Genomic DNA, 15048 nt, shown 5'->3' on the forward strand with positions numbered 1-15048 from the left:
TTAATGTCGGCTCCTGCGTGAGTCGATCAAGAACAGGGGCGGCGTTCGCTGCCCTCATCCCCGATCGGCGCGCTCTCCCGCCACCTGAAGCGCGTCACCATCTCCGATCCGCTGTCCGACCTGCCCGCTCTAAGGCGCGTATCGTGTTGTGATCAAGTTTTGGGATTCGCCCTTACAGCCGGCCTGATCCGGTTCGGCGCCTGGCCGGCCGTGCACAACCGCTTCCGCCGATGCAGGGCCGCCGACTTCTTCGAAGCCCTGCTGAAGGACGTGATTGCTTAGGCCGCCAGGGGCGGGGAGTCTGGATCAGAGACCTGACCTGGACCACCCCTTGATCACAACCACCTACGCGCCCTAGTTCGCGCGGCGCATGGCTTCGGTGATCCGCTCGGCGGCGGCGACGACGGGGGCGGCGTGCATCCGGCCGGGCGTACGGGTCAGCCGCTCGATGGGACCGGACACGGAGACCGCCGCGATCACCTTGCCGCCGGCGCCGCGGATGGGCGCGGAGACGCTCGCCACGCCCTGCTCGCGCTCGCCGACGCTGTGGGCCCAGCCCCTCCTGCGTACGCTCGCGAGCGTGGCGGCGGTGAACTTGGCCCCCCGCAGGCCGCGGTGCAGCCGGTCGGGCTCCTCCCAGGCGAGCAGGATCTGCGCGGCGGAGCCCGCGGTCATGGGGAGCGCGGAGCCGACCGGAACCGTGTCGCGCAGCCCGCTGGCGCGCTCGGCGGCCGCCACGCAGACCCGCTCGTCGCCCTGGCGCCGGTAAAGTTGAGCACTCTCCCCGGTGAGGTCGCGAAGCTGGGTGAGCACCGGGCCGGCGACGGCGAGCAGCCGGTCTTCGCCCGCGGCTGTGGACAGTTCCGACAGGCGGGGGCCGAGGACGAACCGGCCCTGCGTGTCGCGGGAGACGATGCGGTGGTGCTCCAGCGCGACGGCCAGCCGGTGGGCCGTCGGCCGGGCCAGGCCGGTCGCCTGGACGAGCTGTGCCAGGGAAGCCGGGCCCGCCTCCAGGGCGTTGAGTACGAGAACCGCCTTGTCGAGTACTCCGACCCCGCTAGAGTTGTCCATACCCCGATACTGCCGTCTCGCCATACGAGATGCAAACGCAATGTTGGGAAACTCCAGATACAGTGTCCATATCCCGATATTTCCGTCTCATCATGAGAGACACGACCGCGGGGGTCTGAACGCGAGGAGGCGTCACAACCATGGGTCGCACACTGGCTGAGAAAGTCTGGGAGCAGCACGTCGTACGGCGTGCCGAAGGCGAACCCGACCTGCTCTACATCGACCTGCACCTCATCCACGAGGTGACCAGCCCGCAGGCGTTCGACGGCCTTCGCATGGCCGGCCGCACCGTGCGTCGCCCCGAGCTCACGATCGCCACCGAGGACCACAACGTCCCGACCGTGCTCGGGCCGATCTCCGACCCGGTGTCGCGCACGCAGGTCGAGACGCTGCGCAAGAACGCCGCGGAGTTCGGCATCCGCCTGCACCCGATGGGCGACGCGGGTCAGGGCGTCGTGCACATCATCGGCCCGCAGTTCGGGCTGACCCAGCCCGGCATGACGATCGTCTGCGGCGACTCGCACACCTCGACGCACGGGGCGTTCGGCGCCATCGCGTTCGGCATCGGGACCTCCGAGGTCGAGCACGTGCTGGCCACGCAGACGCTGCCCGCCTACCGGCCCAAGACGATGGCCATCGAGGTCAAGGGCGAGCTGCCGGTCGGCGTGACCGCCAAGGACCTGATCCTCGCGATCATCGCGAAGATCGGCACCGGCGGCGGCCAGGGCCACATCGTCGAGTATCGCGGCGAGGCCGTGCGCAAGCTCTCCATGGAGGGCCGCATGACCGTCTGCAACATGTCGATCGAGGCCGGCGCGCGGGCGGGCCTGATCGCCCCCGACGAGACCACGTTCGAGTACCTGCGCGGCCGTCCGCACGCGCCCTCCGGCGAGGACTGGGACCGGGCCGTCGACTACTGGAAGACGCTGCGCACCGACGACGACGCCGTGTTCGACAAGGTCGTGGAGATCGACGCCGCGACCCTCACGCCGTTCGTCACATGGGGCACCAACCCGGGCCAGGGCGCGCCGCTCGGCTCCGCCGTGCCGTCGCCCGAGCAGTTCGCCGACCCGGTCGAGCGGTCCGCCGCCGAGCGGGCGCTGGAGTACATGGGCCTGACTGCGGGCACGCCGCTGCGCGACATCCAGGTGGACACCGTCTTCGTCGGCTCCTGCACCAACGGCCGCATCGAGGACCTGCGCGCCGCCGCCGAGATCCTGCGGGGCCGCAAGGTCGTCACCCGTACGCTGATCGTCCCGGGCTCCATGGGGGTCAAGAAGGCGGCCGAGGAGGAGGGCCTCCACGAGGTCTTCAAGGCGGCCGGGGCCGAGTGGCGCGAGGCCGGCTGTTCGATGTGCCTGGGCATGAACCCCGACACCCTGAAGCCGGGCGAGCGCAGCGCCTCGACCTCCAACCGCAACTTCGAGGGCCGCCAGGGCAAGGGCGGGCGCACCCACCTGGTCTCGCCGCAGGTGGCGGCCGCGACCGCGGTGACCGGCCGGCTGACCGCCCCCGCCGACCTCTAGTCCGCCCGCCCCAGTCCCAGGAAGAGATCATCATGGATGCCTTCACCACTCACACCGGCCGGGCCGTGCCGCTGCGCCGCAGCAATGTGGACACCGACCAGATCATCCCGGCGGTCTGGCTGAAGCAGGTCAGCCGTACGGGCTTCGAGAAGGGCCTGTTCGCCGCCTGGCGCGAGGACCCGTCCTTCGTGCTGAACGACCCGGCGTACGAGGGCGCGTCGATCCTGGTGTCCGGGCCCGACTTCGGCACCGGCTCCTCGCGCGAGCACGCCGTCTGGGCCCTCCAGCAGTACGGCTTCCGCGTCGTGATCGCCTCGCGCTTCGGCGACATCTTCCGCAACAACTCCACGAAGATGGGCCTGCTGCCGGTCGTCCTGCCCGAGGACGTCGTCAAGCGGCTGCAGGACGCGGCCGAGGCCGACCCGAAGACGGAGATCACCGTCGACCTGGTGGAACGCCAGGTGCGTTCGGGCGACCTGGTGGCCTCGTTCGAGATCGACGACTACACCCGCTGGCGGCTGCTGGAGGGCCTCGACGACATCGGGCTGACCCTGCGTCACGCGGACGCCATCGAGGAGTACGAGAATGGACGGCAGCCATGGCTGCCGACGACCGTCTGAACGATCCTCAGACCGTAGATGAGCTGCTGGCGCGGCGACTGCGTGATGCGCATCGCCGCGTCAGAGCGTTAGCCTTACCACAGGAGGAGCAGGCCCGCCTGGCGCGACGGCTGCTTGCTATCTGTGACGTGGCAAAGCGGGACATAGCCCATGCGGCCGCCCGGCTGGACGCCTTCATCGCCTATCTGGACGGCACATTCGACACGCCGAGCAGGCGAAACATGCCCCCCGGTGATTGAAGTCCCGCGACCTCGTCCCCTAATTTCAAGCGCGTAAGGGGGAGGAAACCGAAATGAACAAGAAAGAACTCGTCGACGCGATCACGGATCGTGTCGGCGACAAGAAGACGGCTACCGAAGCCGTCAACGCTGTCCTCGAGGCCATCCAGAACGCTGTCGCGAGCGGGGACAAGGTCTCGATCACCGGCTTCGGCGCCTTCGAGATGGTGCACAAGCCGGCTCGTACGGCCCGCAACCCTTCCACCGGGGATCCGATCAAGGTGGAGGAGAGCTGGATGCCCAGGTTCCGGCCCGGGGCAGATTTCAAGGAGCAGGTCAACGCGGGTGGCAAGGCTGCCAAGAAGAAGTAGCCGGCCCCACCCCGCACCAGTGGACGGCGCTCGGAGCCCCCGGGCGCCGTTCGTCGTTTCCGGACCCGCTGCGCCGCATGAGGTCCCTGTGGCGCAGCGGTGCGAGGACCACGCCTTCCTCCCTCTCTGACCTGGGTAAACGTGTGTAATCTCAGGTAAGCGGGTCGTAGGGCGGGTATGCGGGGGAGCCCTCGATCGCGTGCACACGGTCGGACCGGGGGAACAGGCAGTGCAAGTCGGTCAAAAGTTTGAGACGGCGGCAGCGCGAAAACGCGGGTCCAGCCGGGTGCCGCTGGACGTGTTCGACCGGGCGCCGGTCGCGGTTCTGGTGACCGGCGGAGACGAGCATCGACTGCGCTACACGAACGACGCCTTCCTGGCGATGTTCGGGCACCGGCCGATCGGGGCGCCGGTGTCGGAGGCCCTCCACGACCTCGTGGGGCACGACACCCTCGCCGCGTTCGACGAGGCGCTGGCGACCGGGGAGACGGTGCGCCTCGACGAGGTCTCCGCGACCGCGGACAGCGGCGACGGACCGCACGAGCGCCTCTTCCGGGTGAGCCTTTCCCGAGTGCCCCTCCAGGGTGACGAGCGGGGACTGCTGGCGCTGGTCCAGGAGGTCACGGCACAGGCCGCCGCCACGCGGCGGTTGCAGGCCATGGAGAAGGAGCTGCACCGCCTCCGGCGCCGTTACGAGAGCATCATGTGGGCGGGTGTGCACGGCGTGTGGGTGACCGGCCCGCATGGCGAGTCCAAAGAGAGCCAGGGATGGCAGCGGCTGACGGGACAGACGCTGGAGGAGAGCCTCGGCCGCGGCTGGATGGAGGCCCTGCACCCGGAAGACCGCGTGCACGCCGGAGAGTGGTGGGACAAGGCCCCCGAACAGGAGGCCTCGTTCTACGAGGCGATCCACCGCGTCCGCACCCGCTACGGCGTCTACCGGCACATCCGGTTCCGGGCCGTGCCGGTGCGCGAGAACGGCGAGGTGGTGGAGTGGGTGGGCACCTCCACCGACGTCGAGCAGGAGTGGCAGGAGGAGCGCCGCGGCCGGTTGCTGGAGCGCGCCGCGGACGCCGTGAGCGACATCACCAACCTGGAGGAGATGTGCCAGGCGCTCGCCGAGGTGGTCGTGCCCGAGCTCGCCGACACCTGCGACGTCCACCTGCTGCGTGAGCCGAACGGCGGCCTTCCGTACGCGCACGCCATCGTCGCCGAGCGCCTCGGCTGCGCCGTACGTGAGGGAATACCGAGGCTGCCGATGCTGCAGGAGCACTACTGCGCCGAGGTGCTGCGGCAGGCGGTGGGGCAGCGCCGCCCCGCGTACCTGTCCTTCCCCCACGGACGTCCTCCGTTCCTCTACCCGGAGGCGATCAGCACGTGGCTCGCCGAGATCGAGGCGCACAACGTGGTCATCCTCCCGATCGTCGTCGAAGGCGAGGTCGCGGCTGTGGTCACGGCCTGCGCCTGCGGGGACCGGCCTCCGATCAGCCAGGCCGACATCGACCTGATGGGGCAGATCCTCGACCACACGCACGCCGCCATCAGCAATGCCCTGCGCTTCCGGCGCACCCAGCGGGTGGCGCTGGCCCTGCAGCACAGCCTGCTGGCCGATCCGCCCCATGTCCCCGGTCTGGAGCTCGCCGCGCGCTACCAGGCGAGCCCGACCGCCGCCGAGATCGGCGGAGACTGGTATGACGCGTTCCTGCTGCCCGGCGGCGCGGTCGAGCTGGTGATCGGCGACGTGGCCGGGCACGACCTGGCGGCCGCCGTCCGCATGAGCCAGGTGCGCAACATGCTGCGGGCGCTCGCCGTCGACCGCGACGAGTGCCCCGGCGACGTCCTGCGGCGGCTGAACTGCGCCCTGGAGGCCCTGAACGGCGAGACCACCGCCACCTGCGTCCTGACCAGCGTGGAACGGGACGTGGAGGGCGTGTGGCGGCTCGCCTACTCGGCGGCCGGGCACCCGCCGCCGTTGCTGGTGACCGGCGAGGGGGAGGCCCGCTTCCTCCAGGACGCGGGCAACCCGCTTCTCGGCCTCCGCTACGAGCAGCCGTGGATCAGCGCCATCGAACCGTTGCCGCCGCACAGCACGCTGCTGCTCTACACCGACGGCCTCGTCGAGCGGCGCGGAGAGGATCTCGGCGACGGACTCGAACGGCTGCGGCGACGCGTGGAGCCGCTCGCTCGCGAACCGCTGGGCCGGTTCTGCGACCAAGTGCTCACCGGGATGCCGGTGACGGGAGAGGACGACGTCGCCATGATCGCGCTGCGGGTGCCGCAGGAAGGCCGCTATCAGGGAGTCACCCCATGACGCGGGAAGGTGCCGGCCGGCGGCGACCGCGCCGGCCGGCGAGCCGGACGTGCCGTCCATCCGGCCGCGGTAGACCACCGCGGCCACCACACCGAGCAGCCACGCCCGGTTGACGCGCACGTCGGAGCTCCCTGTTCTCTCGATGTCCCGCCGGTTGGCCGGAGCGGCCGGGAGTTTTCGACGCGGGTGTGTGTCAAGACGGCCGAGTCGGCTCCGACCACCCGGTGGAAGTGCCCCGAGGGGGCTCGCGAACGACGAGGAGAACACGATGAAGTTCCTGATCGGCCTGCACATCAACCCGGCCGTGCTCGACGCGCTCACCGACGAGGAGAGGGCGGCGATCGGCGAGGGCCACGGCAGGTTCATCGAGGCGCTGAAGCGGTCCGGGGAGCTGATCACGACACAGGCGCTGGTCGACCCGTCGCAGGCCGCGGTGGTGTCCGTGCGCAACGGCCAGCCGGTGGTCACCGACGGCCCCTTCCTGGAGGCCAAGGAATATCTGGGCGGCTTCTACCTGATCGACTGCGAGAGCAGGGAGCGGGCGATCGAGCTGGCGGCGCAGATCCCGGACACCGCGATCGAGGGTCTCGGCGTCGAGGTGCGGCAGGTCATGTTCGCCGACGGACAATTGGAGGCATGACAGCACCGGTCATCGAGGACCTGCTGCGTGAGCTCACGCCGCAGGTCCTCGGCGCGCTGGTACGGCGGTACGGCCGGTTCGAGGGGTGCGAGGACGCCGTGCAGGAGGCCGTTCTCGCCGCCGCCGTGCAGTGGCCGGCCGAGGGAGTGCCGGACAACCCCCGTGGCTGGCTGTCGACCGTCGCGTCCCGGCGGCTCATCGACCAGATGCGCAGCGATCATGCGCGCCGTGAGCGGGAGTCGGCGACGGCGGCCGTCGAGGTGACGCCCGAGGACGTGCCGGACACCGACGACACGCTCGTCCTGCTCTTCCTGTGCTGCCATCCCACGCTGACCGCGGCCTCCCAGGTCGCCCTGACGCTGAGGGCGGTCGGCGGCCTGACCACCGCCGAGATCGCCCGCGCGTTCCTGGTGCCGGAGGCCACGATGGCGGCCAGGATCAGCCGGGCCAAGCAGCGCATCAAGGCCGCCGGCAGTTCGTTCGGCATGCCGGACGGCGCGGAGCTCCAGGAACGGCTCCGGGTCGTCCTGCACGTGCTCTATCTGATCTTCAACGAGGGCTACACCGCCTCCTCGGGAAGCGCGCTGCACCGCGCCGACCTCGCGCACGAGGCGATCCGGCTGACCCGGACGGTGCACGCCCAGTTGCCCGGCGACGGCGAGGTGACCGGGCTGCTCGCGCTGATGCTGCTGACCCATGCCCGCCGGGAGACCCGTACGACCCCGGCCGGCGACCTGGTGCCGCTGGACGAGCAGGACCGCACGAAGTGGGACCGCGGGCTGATCGACGAGGGCATCGAGCTGATCAAGTCGGCGCTCGCCGGCCCGGCGCTGGGGCCCTACCAGTTGCAGGCCGCCATCGCGGCCACGCACGCCGACGCGGCGACGGCCGACGAGACCGACTGGCCGCAGGTGCACGCCCTCTATCTGATCCTGGAGCGGATCGCGCCCAACCCGATGGTCACCCTCAACCGGGCGATCGCGCTCGCCGAGATCGAGGGTCCGCAGGCCGGGCTGGCCCTGCTGTCCACGCTGGACGGGGACGAGCGGCTGGCCGGGCATCACCGGCTGCTGTCCGTGCGCGCGCATCTGCTGGAGAAGACCGGCGACACGGCCGCGGCGTACGAGCACTACCGGCGCGCCGCGAAGGCCACGGCCAGCATGGCCGAGCAGCGCTACCTGGAGTCCCGGGCCCGGAGGGTGCGGCCGTAGCCGCGTCCCCTCAGGCCCCCAGGAGGTGCCGGAGGACCAGCAGCCCGATCTCCAGCCCCACCTGCAGGCCGATGCCGGCCTCGGCGGAGCCCAGCAGGGCGAGGGCGAGAGGCATCAGGACGGGGAACAGGACACGAGCCGTCCGGCGCAGGATCTGCGGCAGCGCGAACGGAACGGAAATCGTGATCGTCATGACGGACCTCCTGTCTCGTGCCGGGAGTGCGGCACGGATGAGAACCCGTCACCTCGCGTGACAGCGGGCGGCGACCGCCTCGACGACGCCGGGGCTTCGCGTCGCGCCGGGGAAGGCGCCGGGGAAGGCGACGGGATGGGATGGTTCTGGACTACTGCCGGACGTCATCCCGACCACCTCCTCGAAGTCGTACGGCGGCGCGTAGAGCCTCTCCAGTAGAACCCCGGCCGGCTGATCCGGTCAAACCCGCCCAGGTCAGGAGGATGGAGACGGGGAGAGCGTCTCGCGCCTGAGCGGTCAGGCGATGACCGGCGTGCCGGGGGAGCCGAACCCGCGCAGCAGGGTGTCCACGACCCGGGTCGCGAGGGCCTCGGCCTCCCCGCCTCCGAACGTGTCCCCGGACCCGCCCCCGGCCGCGCCCTCAGGCCCGCCTCCGGACGAACGGCGCTGGTCACGGGTGCCAGCCGGGGCATCGGGCTGGCGGTCGTGGCGGCGCTCGCCGCGGAGGGCGTCCGCGTGGTGGCGGCGGCGCGGAACGTCGGCGCGGAGCTGAAGGAGACCGGTGCGATCGCCGTTCAGGTGGACCTCTCGACGCCCGAGGGCCCGGCGCACCTGGTCGAGCGCGCGGTCGCCGAGCTGGGGGAGGACCTCGACCTGCTGGTCAACAACGTGGGCGGCGGGGATCCCGGGGTGAACGGCGTCCGGGATTCCTCGGCTTCGCGGACGACGAGTGGCTCTCGTGGTTCGACCTCAACTTCTTCGCCGCCGTCCGCACGACCCGCGCCGCGCTGCCCGGGGTCGTGCGCCGCCGCGGCGTGATCGTGAACATCTCCTCGAACGGCGCCCGCATGCCGCATGTGGGCCCGCTGCCGTACACCACGGCGAAGGCGGCGATCACGGCGTTCGGCAAGGCCCTGGCGGAGGAGTTCGGGCCGCAGGGGGTGCGGGTGAACACGGTCTCACCCGGTGCGGTCCGCACCGCGATGTGGGAGGCGCCCGACGGATACGGCGCCGAGCTGGCGGCGGCGCTGGGAGTGTCACACGAGCAGTTGCTGGCCGGGCTGCCGGGCCGGGCGGGCATGACCACGGGACGGCTGGTCGAACCGGCGGAGGTGGCGGCCCTCGTGACCTACCTCGCCTCACCGCACGCGGCGAGCGTCAACGGCGCCGACCTGGTGATCGACGGAGGAGCGATCAAAACGGTCTGACGCGCCGACACCGGAAACGCAGGTAGCTCAGGGCGTCGGGAACGTGGAGAGCGTCACGTAGGTCACGCGGTCGTCCGCCATGACGAGGGCGACCCGCTGGCCGGGGCGCAGGTGCCGCAGCGGCCCGGCGTCGAACGCCTCGCCGTCGAACGGGATCCGGGTGCCGTCGTCGAGGAAGACCCAGCCCGAGCGGGTCGCGGGGTCGAAGCTCTGCACCGTCGCCTGCACGCCGCAAGCCTACCGCCGGGTGCGGAAAATCCTTTGACCGGTCATTCCACCGGCTGCCAGCATGGCCCGCCATGACCGAGGCAGTGGTGAGGAGCCTGTGGCGCGTGCGTGACTTCCGGCGATACGCCGGGGCCGACGCGATCAGCAAGCTCGGCAGCGAGGTCTCCCTGGTCGCCCTGCCGCTCACGGCGGCGCTCACCCTGCACGCGAGCCCGTTCCAGGTGGGGCTGCTCACCGCCGCCGAGATGGTGGCGTTCCTGGTGGTCGGCCTGCCCGCCGGAGCGTGGGTGGACCGCATGCGGCGTCGTCCGGTGCTGGTCGCCGCCGACGCGGTCCGCGCGCTGGCGCTGCTGTCGATCCCGGCCGCGGCAGTGCTCGGCGTGCTCGGCCTGCCGCAGATGTACGCCGTGGCCTTGGTGAACGGGCTGTGCACGGTCTTCTTCGACGTCGCCCACCAGAGCTATCTCCCGTCCATCGTCGGACGGGAGGATCTCGCCCGCGGTCACGGCACGCTCGCCGCGAACCAGTCGCTCGCCCAGCTCTCCGGTCCGGGGATCGGCGGCTGGCTGGTGCAGGCGCTCACCGCCCCGATCGCGGTGGTCGCCGACGCCCTCAGTTACGCGGGGTCCGCGCTGCTGCTCCTCGGCGTACGCGCGGACGAGAAGCCCGGCAGAGACGCCAGTGAGAGAGACCTCAGGGGCAGGGGTGCCGGGGGCGGTGCCCGGCTGTGGCCGGAGATCGCCGAGGGGCTCCTGTTCGTCGCCGGGCAGCCCGTCCTGCGCCGGGTCGCCGCGGTCGGGGCGCTGATGATGCTGTCGTTCGGCCTGTGGTCGGCCACGGTGCCGCTCTACCTGGTCCGCGAGGTCGGCGTCGGCCCCGGCACGTACGGCATGCTGCTGTCGGCCGGCGCGGTGGGCGGGGTGGCCGGCGCCTGGCTGGCTCCGCGGATCGCGGCCCGCCTGGGCACGGGCCGGGCCATGTACGCCGCGGCGTGGGCGGCCACGGTCTGCACCGCCCCGCTGGCGCTGACGGCGGCGGGCCCGCGCCTGCTGATCCTGCCGGCGGCCCTGGCGGCCAGTGGGGTGGCGACCACCGTGTTCAGCGTGGCGCAGGGGGCCTACCGCCAGTCGATCTGCCCGCCGCACCTGCTCGGCCGGCTGAGCGCCACCATGCGGTTCCTGATGTGGGGCCCGATGCCGCTCGGGGGCCTGCTGGCGGGCACGCTGGGGCAGCTGGCCGGGGTGCGCGTCGCGTTCTGGACCGCCTGCGGGGCCTACACGCTCGCCCACCTGCCGGTTCTGCTCGCCCCGCGGATCCGCGCGGTCTCCTAACCCTCCTCGCGCTCCTCGCCGGGGTCCGGCTCGCCGATGTAGGACGCGAGGCCGCGCAGGATGATCTCCAGGCCGAGCTCGAACCGGTGGTCGGTCGACTCCTCCATCATGATGTCGGCGAGCGCGACCAGGTGCGGGAACCGGTCGGGCGGCAGCGAGGCGAAATATCCGTTGATCTCCTCGCGCAGCTTGTCCCACGAGCCCTGCGACTCGCGGTAACGCTCCTGCCAGACGCTCTCCTCCAGCGCGAACCCGTTGATGTACGTGGACAGCAGGTCGCCGGAGACGGCCAGCACGTGCCGCGGCATCCCGGAGGAGGCGAAGACGGCCAGCAGCCGTTCGACGTAGGGGAGCAGCTCCGGGGTGAACGGGACATGGCCCATCGCGAGCTTCGGCAGGTCGCGATGGCTCAGCATCCGCTCACGCGCCTGGCGGGCGAAGTCCTTGACCTGCTCCCGCCAGTGCTCGGGGTCGGGCTCGGGAACGTCGTAGCCCTCGAACATGCGGGTGTACATGAGCTGCAGCAGGTCGTCCTTGTCGCGTACGTGGACGTACAAGGCCGAGACGGCGACGCCGAGCTCGGCGGCCACCTGCCGCATGCTCAGCCGGTCGTAGCCCTCCCTGTCGAGGACCGTGAAGGCGGCGTCGACGATCCGCTCGCGGGTGAGGGGCACCCTGGCCGGCGTACGTCGCCTGGGCGGACGCTCCCACGGCGGTGTGGGCATGTCCGGCTGCGTCATGAAGGACCTCCCGCTGTTCCGCCCATGCTAATGAACACCGCTCCGCTTCCACGAACACCGCTCTCTCAACGAGATATATCTTGTGTGCCGGGAAAACGAGATATATCGTGGTGAACATCGAACTTGGCGCTGAACACTGATCGGTGGTAGAACAGCGCTCACTTTACTATGAACACTGTTCAGTTTTCAGGGAGGGATGATGTCGGAACCCAGCACGGCTACCGCGCCGGCGTCGCCGGTGGCGGGGGCGCCGTACCGCTGGCGTTGGGCGGCGCTCTTCGTGATCCTCGCCGGAGAGGTCATGGACCTTCTCGACGCGATGGTCACCAACATCGCGGCGCCCGAGATGCGCGCCGACCTCGGCGGCTCCGAGGCCGTCATCCAGTGGCTCGGCGCCGCCTACACGCTCTCGATGGCCGTGGGGCTGATCACCGGCGGGCGGCTCGGGGACATCTTCGGCCGCAGGCGCATGTTCCTGATCGGAGCCGCCGGGTTCACCGTGGGTTCCCTGCTGTGCGCCGTCGCCCAGTCGCCCGAGGTGCTGATCGGCGCCCGGGTGATCCAGGGCCTGTTCGGCTCGGTCATGCTGCCCCAGGGCCTCGGCATGATCAAGGAGATGTTCCCGCCCGCCGAGATGGGCCGGGCGTTCGGGATGTTCGGGCCGGTCATGGGGCTGTCGGCCGTCGGCGGCCCGATCCTCGCCGGCTGGCTCGTGACGGCCGACTTCTGGGGCACGAGCTGGCGGATGATCTTCCTCATCAACCTGCCGCTCGGCCTGGCCGCGCTGCTCGCCGGGATGCGCTTCCTGCCCGAGTCGCGCTCGCCGCGGCCGCCGCGGCTCGACCTGGCCGGGGTCGCGCTCGCGTCCGTGGGCGCCTTCCTGGTGATCTACCCGCTGGTGCAGGGCCGCGAGAACGACTGGCCCGCGTGGGCGTTCGTCATGCTCGCCGCCTCGGTGCTCGTGTTCGCCGTCTTCGGCTGGTTCCAGTCCCGCCGCAGCCGCGCGGGCGGCGACCCCCTGATCGTGCCGAGCCTGTTCCGCAAGCGCGCGTTCACCGGGGGCCTGTTCACCGGCATGGTGTTCTTCTCCGGCATGGCCGGGTTCATGCTGGCCTTCAACCTCTACTGCCAGCTGGGGCTCGGCTACTCGCCGCTCAAGGCGGGGCTCGCGATGGTGCCCTGGTCGGGCGGCATGATCCTCGGGTTCGGCCTCGCGCAGGGGCTGCAGAAGTTCGGGCGCAGGCTGCTTCAGGGCGGCACCCTGATCATGACGCTGGGCGTGCTCGGCGTCCTGCTCACGCTGAACCTCGCGGGCATGCACGTCACCCCGTGGCAGCTCACCCCCGCGCTGATCGTCAGCGGCATCGGAATGGGCCTGCTGATGTCGCCCTTCTTCGACATCGTGCTCGCCGGGGTGGAGGAGCACGAGACGGGCTCGGCGTCCGGCACGCTGACGGCGGTGCAGCAGCTCGGCAACGCGTTCGGCGTGGCCCTGCTCGGCACGGTCTTCTTCGACCTGCTCGGCGACGTTCCCACCGCCGGGAGCTTCGACCAGGCCATGAAGATCACCCTGTGGGTGGTCGCCGGAATGCTCCTGCTGACCTTCGTCGTGGCCTTCCTCCTGCCCAAGCAGGCCCGCGAGAACGCGGAGGCGGCGCACTGACACGAGATCACGGGTGGCCACGCCGGAGCGGGGGCTCGGCGTGGCCGCCCTTTTGCCGTCCGGGCCGCGGGGCCGTCAGGGGCGCGGTGTTTCAGGGCACCGGTGTCTCAGGGGCGCCGGGACGTCCGGGGCGTGGGGCCGTGAGGGTTGCTAAGCCGTGCCGAGGATCAGGGCCGCGACCTCGGCGGTCGCGGGGCCGACGCCCAGGGCGAGGGCGTCGCGCAGGTCCTCCACGGTGTCCACGTCCCTGCGTACGGACGTGATCCCCGGCGGGGTCAGCTCCTTGGCCCCCCGGGACAGGTGCCTGGCCCGGGACTCGCCGCCGAACCCCGGCCGGAAGGGCACGCCCGGCCGCACGCCGTAGAAGGTCGTCCCCACCTCGGCGGCGTCCGGGACGAACGCCTGGTCGAACTCCAGCGCCGCCGCGAGCACCGTCTCCAGCTCCGCGGGCCGCAGGGCGGGCAGGTCGGCCTGCAGGGCGCCGACGGCGTCGCCGGGCGCGAGCCGTACGGCCTCCTCCGCCCCGGTCCGCAGGGCGGTGTTCAGCCCCCGGTCGGGGTCGGCCACCACGTGGGCCCCGAGCGCGGCCAGCCGCCGCGCGGGCAGCGGGTCGGCCGTCACGACCACCACGCGCGCCACCAGCGGGCACCGCAGCGCCGCCGCCACGGTGTCGGAGGCCACCGCGACGGCCAGATCGGCCCGGTGCGGCCCGGCCGCCGCCGCCAGCCGTGTCTTGGCCCGGATCAGGGTCTTCACCGGGACCACTATTGACCATCGCGCGAGGTGCATGCCTGTAGCATCCCGCCTCGACATCGCCCATGGCCAACCGGGAGACTTGTCCCGGATCCCGGTGATTTTGGAGACCCTGTGAGCCACCCCAGTGAACCCTCGTCCGACCCGACCACCCCCGCGCCCACACCCGCGGCGCCCGCTGCCGCGAGGGTGAACCGTCGCGCGGGCCGGCCGCCGCGTTTCTGGGAGGCGCTCGCGGTCGTCGTCGTCAAGCCGATCTCACGGCTGTTCGTACGGCGGAGGTGGCGGGGCGGCGAGAACATCCCCCGCACCGGCGGGCTGATCATCGCGGCCAACCACCTGTCGTGGTCCGACCCGGTGCTGCTCTCGCACTACCTGTACAACAACGGGCGGTGGCCGACGATCCTGGCCAAGGCGGGTCTCTTCCGGATCCGCGGGCTCGGTCACGCCATCGCCCAGCTCCAGGCCATCCCGGTCGAACGCAACAGCACCGAGGCCACCAAGTCGCTGAAGATCGCCGAGGAGCGGCTGCGGAACGGCGCCTGCATCCTGTTCTATCCCGAGGGCACGATCACCCGCGATCCCGACCTGTGGCCCATGGTCGGCAAGACCGGCGTCGCCCGGCTGGCCCTCGCGACCGGCGTGCCGGTCATCCCGATCGCCCACTGGGGCGCCCAGGAGCTGCTGCCGTACGGGGCGACGAAGCCGCGCCTGCTGCCGCGCAAGCCCTTCCACGTGCTCGCCGGGCCGCCGGTCGACCTGTCCAAGTACGCCGGGAAGCCCATGCGCGGCTCGGTGCTGCGCGACGCGACCGCCGACATCACCGCCGCCATCACCGGCCTGCTGGCCGAGATCCGGAACGAGAAGGCGCCAGAGGTCCCTTATGACCCCAAGAATGCGGCCGAGGGCTGAGCGGAGCGTACGGTGAGGGGGGAGCGCGCGGAGCAAGAGGAGTGGTGCGGCC

The 15048-nt window shown here is 71.3% G+C and carries 16 protein-coding genes and 1 pseudogene; 12 read left to right on the plus strand and 5 right to left on the minus strand.

What is annotated here, in order from left to right:
- Positions 1-354: 354 nt before the first annotated feature.
- The gene (locus tag FLX08_RS06775) at positions 355-1071 is read right to left on the minus strand and encodes an IclR family transcriptional regulator (protein WP_142617350.1); all 717 of its coding nucleotides are present in this window, start codon (positions 1069-1071) and stop codon (positions 355-357) included.
- A 140-nt stretch (positions 1072-1211) separates the two neighbouring features.
- Between FLX08_RS06775 and leuC the strand changes: the two genes are divergently transcribed.
- The 7 genes from leuC (at position 1212) to FLX08_RS06810 (ending at position 7968) form a co-directional block, all read left to right on the plus strand.
- Positions 1212-2597 carry a 3-isopropylmalate dehydratase large subunit gene (leuC, locus tag FLX08_RS06780; RefSeq protein WP_142617351.1) on the plus strand — a complete coding sequence of 462 codons (1386 nt, stop codon included), beginning with the start codon at positions 1212-1214 and terminating at the stop codon, positions 2595-2597.
- 32 nt (positions 2598-2629) lie between these two features.
- The gene (gene leuD, locus FLX08_RS06785) at positions 2630-3217 is read left to right on the plus strand and encodes a 3-isopropylmalate dehydratase small subunit (protein WP_142617352.1); all 588 of its coding nucleotides are present in this window, start codon (positions 2630-2632) and stop codon (positions 3215-3217) included.
- Positions 3196-3456 (plus strand): SCO5555 family protein, encoded by a 261-nt coding sequence (locus FLX08_RS06790; RefSeq protein WP_142617353.1) that lies wholly within the window; start codon positions 3196-3198, stop codon positions 3454-3456. Before leuD ends, FLX08_RS06790 begins: the two co-directional genes overlap by 22 nt.
- Before the next feature lie 53 nt (positions 3457-3509).
- Positions 3510-3806 carry an HU family DNA-binding protein gene (locus tag FLX08_RS06795; RefSeq protein ID WP_142617354.1) on the plus strand — a complete coding sequence of 99 codons (297 nt, stop codon included), beginning with the start codon at positions 3510-3512 and terminating at the stop codon, positions 3804-3806.
- A gap of 286 nt (positions 3807-4092) precedes the next feature.
- Positions 4093-6117, plus strand: coding sequence for a SpoIIE family protein phosphatase (locus tag FLX08_RS06800; protein ID WP_244312463.1), 2025 nt, complete (start codon positions 4093-4095; stop codon positions 6115-6117).
- A 268-nt stretch (positions 6118-6385) separates the two neighbouring features.
- Complete coding sequence (locus tag FLX08_RS06805; protein ID WP_142617356.1) at positions 6386-6757, plus strand: YciI family protein; 372 nt, start codon at positions 6386-6388, stop codon at positions 6755-6757.
- Entirely contained in the window at positions 6754-7968 is a 1215-nt protein-coding gene (locus FLX08_RS06810) for an RNA polymerase sigma factor (protein ID WP_142617357.1), read from the plus strand. The genes FLX08_RS06805 and FLX08_RS06810 overlap by 4 nt, the downstream gene beginning before the upstream one ends.
- Positions 7969-7978: 10 nt before the next feature.
- On the opposite strand, the gene FLX08_RS06815 is transcribed toward FLX08_RS06810, so the two are convergent.
- The gene (locus FLX08_RS06815; RefSeq protein WP_142617358.1) at positions 7979-8161 is read right to left on the minus strand and encodes a hypothetical protein; all 183 of its coding nucleotides are present in this window, start codon (positions 8159-8161) and stop codon (positions 7979-7981) included.
- 486 nt (positions 8162-8647) lie between these two features.
- On the opposite strand from FLX08_RS06815, the gene FLX08_RS43220 reads away from it, so the two are divergent.
- Entirely contained in the window at positions 8648-8980 is a 333-nt protein-coding gene (locus tag FLX08_RS43220) for an SDR family NAD(P)-dependent oxidoreductase (protein WP_341874313.1), read from the plus strand.
- Positions 8929-9369: pseudogene (locus FLX08_RS43225) on the plus strand (SDR family oxidoreductase); the annotation flags it as partial. The gene FLX08_RS43220 and the pseudogene FLX08_RS43225, both read left to right, overlap by 52 nt.
- Positions 9370-9396: 27 nt before the next feature.
- Here FLX08_RS43225 and FLX08_RS06825 read toward each other — a convergent pair.
- Positions 9397-9597 (minus strand): hypothetical protein, encoded by a 201-nt coding sequence (locus FLX08_RS06825; RefSeq protein ID WP_142617359.1) that lies wholly within the window; start codon positions 9595-9597, stop codon positions 9397-9399.
- 71 nt (positions 9598-9668) lie between these two features.
- On the opposite strand from FLX08_RS06825, the gene FLX08_RS06830 reads away from it, so the two are divergent.
- A complete protein-coding gene (locus FLX08_RS06830) occupies positions 9669-10928 on the plus strand; it encodes an MFS transporter (protein ID WP_142617360.1) in 1260 nt (419 codons plus the stop codon).
- Here the strand turns inward: FLX08_RS06830 and FLX08_RS06835 are convergent.
- Complete coding sequence (locus FLX08_RS06835; protein ID WP_142617361.1) at positions 10925-11668, minus strand: TetR/AcrR family transcriptional regulator; 744 nt, start codon at positions 11666-11668, stop codon at positions 10925-10927. The genes FLX08_RS06830 and FLX08_RS06835 overlap by 4 nt on opposite strands.
- A 199-nt stretch (positions 11669-11867) precedes the next feature.
- Here FLX08_RS06835 and FLX08_RS06840 point away from each other — a divergent pair, with 199 nt between their 5' ends.
- Entirely contained in the window at positions 11868-13331 is a 1464-nt protein-coding gene (locus FLX08_RS06840; RefSeq protein ID WP_142617362.1) for an MFS transporter, read from the plus strand.
- Between the two features lie 150 nt (positions 13332-13481).
- Here FLX08_RS06840 and cofC read toward each other — a convergent pair whose 3' ends face one another.
- Positions 13482-14120 (minus strand): 2-phospho-L-lactate guanylyltransferase, encoded by a 639-nt coding sequence (gene cofC / locus FLX08_RS06845; RefSeq protein ID WP_142617363.1) that lies wholly within the window; start codon positions 14118-14120, stop codon positions 13482-13484.
- 78 nt (positions 14121-14198) lie between these two features.
- Between cofC and FLX08_RS06850 the strand changes: the two genes are divergently transcribed.
- On the plus strand, positions 14199-14996 hold the full coding sequence (locus FLX08_RS06850) for a lysophospholipid acyltransferase family protein (RefSeq protein ID WP_244312464.1): 798 nt from the start codon (positions 14199-14201) through the stop codon (positions 14994-14996).
- The last annotated feature ends 52 nt before the right edge of the window (positions 14997-15048 follow it).

This window comes from Microbispora hainanensis (genome assembly GCF_006874475.1).
GTDB lineage: Bacteria > Actinomycetota > Actinomycetes > Streptosporangiales > Streptosporangiaceae > Microbispora > Microbispora hainanensis.

What these genes read in the sequence shown, in the direction of transcription:
- leuC (WP_142617351.1), top strand. Translation starts at nt 1,212, where the DNA reads ATGGGTCGCACACTGGCTGAGAAAGTCTGGGAGCAGCACGTCGTACGG.
- FLX08_RS06830 (WP_142617360.1), top strand. Translation starts at nt 9,669, where the DNA reads ATGACCGAGGCAGTGGTGAGGAGCCTGTGGCGCGTGCGTGACTTCCGG.
- FLX08_RS06775 (WP_142617350.1), bottom strand. Translation starts at nt 1,071, where the DNA reads ATGGACAACTCTAGCGGGGTCGGAGTACTCGACAAGGCGGTTCTCGTA.
- FLX08_RS06840 (WP_142617362.1), top strand. Translation starts at nt 11,868, where the DNA reads ATGTCGGAACCCAGCACGGCTACCGCGCCGGCGTCGCCGGTGGCGGGG.
- cofC (WP_142617363.1), bottom strand. Translation starts at nt 14,120, where the DNA reads ATGCACCTCGCGCGATGGTCAATAGTGGTCCCGGTGAAGACCCTGATC.
- FLX08_RS06795 (WP_142617354.1), top strand. Translation starts at nt 3,510, where the DNA reads ATGAACAAGAAAGAACTCGTCGACGCGATCACGGATCGTGTCGGCGAC.
- leuD (WP_142617352.1), top strand. Translation starts at nt 2,630, where the DNA reads ATGGATGCCTTCACCACTCACACCGGCCGGGCCGTGCCGCTGCGCCGC.
- FLX08_RS06810 (WP_142617357.1), top strand. Translation starts at nt 6,754, where the DNA reads ATGACAGCACCGGTCATCGAGGACCTGCTGCGTGAGCTCACGCCGCAG.
- FLX08_RS06815 (WP_142617358.1), bottom strand. Translation starts at nt 8,161, where the DNA reads ATGACGATCACGATTTCCGTTCCGTTCGCGCTGCCGCAGATCCTGCGC.
- FLX08_RS06790 (WP_142617353.1), top strand. Translation starts at nt 3,196, where the DNA reads ATGGCTGCCGACGACCGTCTGAACGATCCTCAGACCGTAGATGAGCTG.
- FLX08_RS06805 (WP_142617356.1), top strand. Translation starts at nt 6,386, where the DNA reads ATGAAGTTCCTGATCGGCCTGCACATCAACCCGGCCGTGCTCGACGCG.
- FLX08_RS06835 (WP_142617361.1), bottom strand. Translation starts at nt 11,668, where the DNA reads ATGACGCAGCCGGACATGCCCACACCGCCGTGGGAGCGTCCGCCCAGG.